This window comes from Streptomyces sp. RP5T, from assembly GCF_003933965.1.
Classification (GTDB): domain Bacteria; phylum Actinomycetota; class Actinomycetes; order Streptomycetales; family Streptomycetaceae; genus Streptomyces.
Genome location: NZ_RSAJ01000919.1, coordinates 1 through 2,309 on the forward strand (window position 1 = coordinate 1; position 2,309 = coordinate 2,309).

1 protein-coding gene is annotated in these 2,309 nt (G+C 72.0%); it reads left to right on the forward strand.

What is annotated here, in order from left to right; all coding sequences use genetic code 11:
* The first annotated feature begins 32 nt into the window (after positions 1–32).
* Positions 33–2,072, forward strand: coding sequence for a fructose-specific PTS transporter subunit EIIC (locus EHS43_RS42955; RefSeq protein WP_125195873.1), 2,040 nt, complete (start codon positions 33–35; stop codon positions 2,070–2,072).
* Positions 2,073–2,309: the final 237 nt, after the last annotated feature.

The window sequence follows — 2,309 nt, forward strand, 5'->3', positions numbered from 1 at the left end:
CCCCGGGCGATACGCGTGCGAAGGAGCCCGCGATGAGCGACATGATCACCGCGGACCTGGTCGATCTCGACCTGTCCGCCGACACCAAGGAAGCGGCGGCCCGTGCCCTCGCCGAGCGCATGGTCGCCCTGGGCCGGGTGACCGACCTGGAGGGCTTCCTCGCCGACGTGGCCGCCCGCGAGGCACAGATGCCGACCGGCCTCGACGGCGGCATCGGCATCCCGCACTGCCGCAGCGAACACGTCACCGAGCCGACGCTCGCCTTCGGGCGCAGCGCCGCCGGCATCGACTTCGGCGCCCCGGACGGACCCGCCGACCTGATCTTCCTGATCGCCGCACCGGCCGGCGCGGACGACGCCCACCTGACGATCCTGTCCTCCCTCGCGCGGCAGCTGATGAACACCGAGTTCACGGACGCGCTGCGGTCCGCCGGGAGCGCGCGGGACGCGGCGGCGCTGATCCGCGGCGACGAGGCGCCCGCCGAGGGCGCCACCGAAGACTCCGTTGCGGCATCGGCGGCGGCCTCCGCCGATGCCGCAACGGCCGAAACCTCCCCCGAGGCTCCCGACGCTCCCGAGGCCCCCTTCCGGATCGTCGCCGTCACCTCCTGCCCGACCGGTATCGCCCACACCTACATGGCGGCCGAGTCGCTGGAGAACGCCGGGCGCGAGGCGGGCGTCGAACTCGTCGTGGAGACGCAGGGCTCGGCCGGCTTCGAGCGGCTCGACGCGGCGGTCATCGCGGCGGCGGACGGCGTGATCTTCGCGCACGACGTCCCCGTACGCGAGAAGGACCGTTTCGCCGGCAAGCCCACCGTCGACGTCGGTGTGAAGGCGGGCATCAACCGGCCCGCCGAACTCATCACCGAGGTCCGCGGGAAGGCCGCGCGCGGTGAGGTGACGGCGGGCGCCGCCGGGGGCGGGACGCCGGTCGAGCGGGCCGGCGAGTCCGGCGACAGCTACGGCACCAAGCTCCGCAAGTGGCTGATGACCGGCGTGAGTTACATGGTCCCCTTCGTCGCCGCGGGCGGTCTGCTGCTCGCCCTCGGCTTCGCGATCGGCGGTTGGCAGATCGCGAGCGCGCCCTCGGTCATGAAGCACTTCTCCTGGACCGAGATCGACAGCTGGGGCGCCCTGCTGTTCCAGATCGGCCAGGTCGCCTTCGGCTTCCTCATCCCGGTCCTCGCCGGGTACATCGCCTACGGCATGGCGGACCGCCCCGGCCTGGTCCCCGGCTTCGTCGGCGGAATGATCGCCTCCAACATCGCGGCGGGCTTCCTCGGCGGTCTGGTCGCCGGTCTGCTGGCGGGCGCCGTGGTCCTCTCGATCCAGCGGATCAAGATCCCGCCGGTGCTGCGCGGCATCATGCCGGTGGTGGTGATCCCGCTGATCTCCTCACTGGTCGTCGGCTTCCTGATGTTCGTGGTGATCGGCAAGCCCATCGCCGAGGCGCAGAAGGGCATGACGGACTGGCTCAACGGCCTCTCCGGCGCCAACGCCGTCCTGCTCGGCGTCCTCCTCGGCCTGATGATGTGCTTCGACCTCGGCGGCCCGGTCAACAAGGTCGCCTACGCCTTCGCCACCGCCGGCATCGCCGTACAGGCCCCGAGCGACTCCGCGATGAAGGTCATGGCCGCCGTGATGGCCGCGGGCATGGTCCCGCCGCTGGGCATGGCGCTGGCCACCACCGTCCGCAAGAAGCTCTTCACGGAGACCGAGCGCGAGAACGGCAAGGCCGCCTGGGTCCTGGGCGCGTCCTTCATCTCCGAGGGGGCGATCCCGTTCGCGGCGGCCGACCCGCTGCGGGTCATCCCGGCCTCCATGGCGGGCGGCGCGGTCACCGGCGCCCTGTCGATGGCCTTCGGCGCCACCCTGCGCGCCCCGCACGGCGGCATCTTCGTGGTCCCGCTGATCGGCAGCCCGTTCCTCTACCTGATCGCCATCGCGGCCGGTGTGTGCGTCACGACCGCCCTGGTGGTCGTGTTGAAGAGCATGCGCAAGCCGGTCGCGGGGACGGCGCCCACCGCGGCGCCCGCCGCCCAGGCGGAGGCCAAGCAGCCGGTCGCCGCATAGCATCTGCCCCCTTTGGGGCGGCCGTGAGGTGTTCACGGCACCTGCGAGATACGTCACGGTCCGGGGCCAAAGTCCCGGACCGTGGTGTCTACTGGGGAGCATGCCTGAGCACGTCTCCGTCTACCAGTTGCTTGGTGTCACCCTGCTCGTCCTGGTGGTCCTCGCCTGGACGGCGGGGTTGGCCTACATGCTGCGCCACGGCCGCCACGAGGCGGTCGTGTGGCGCGTCGCCCACGG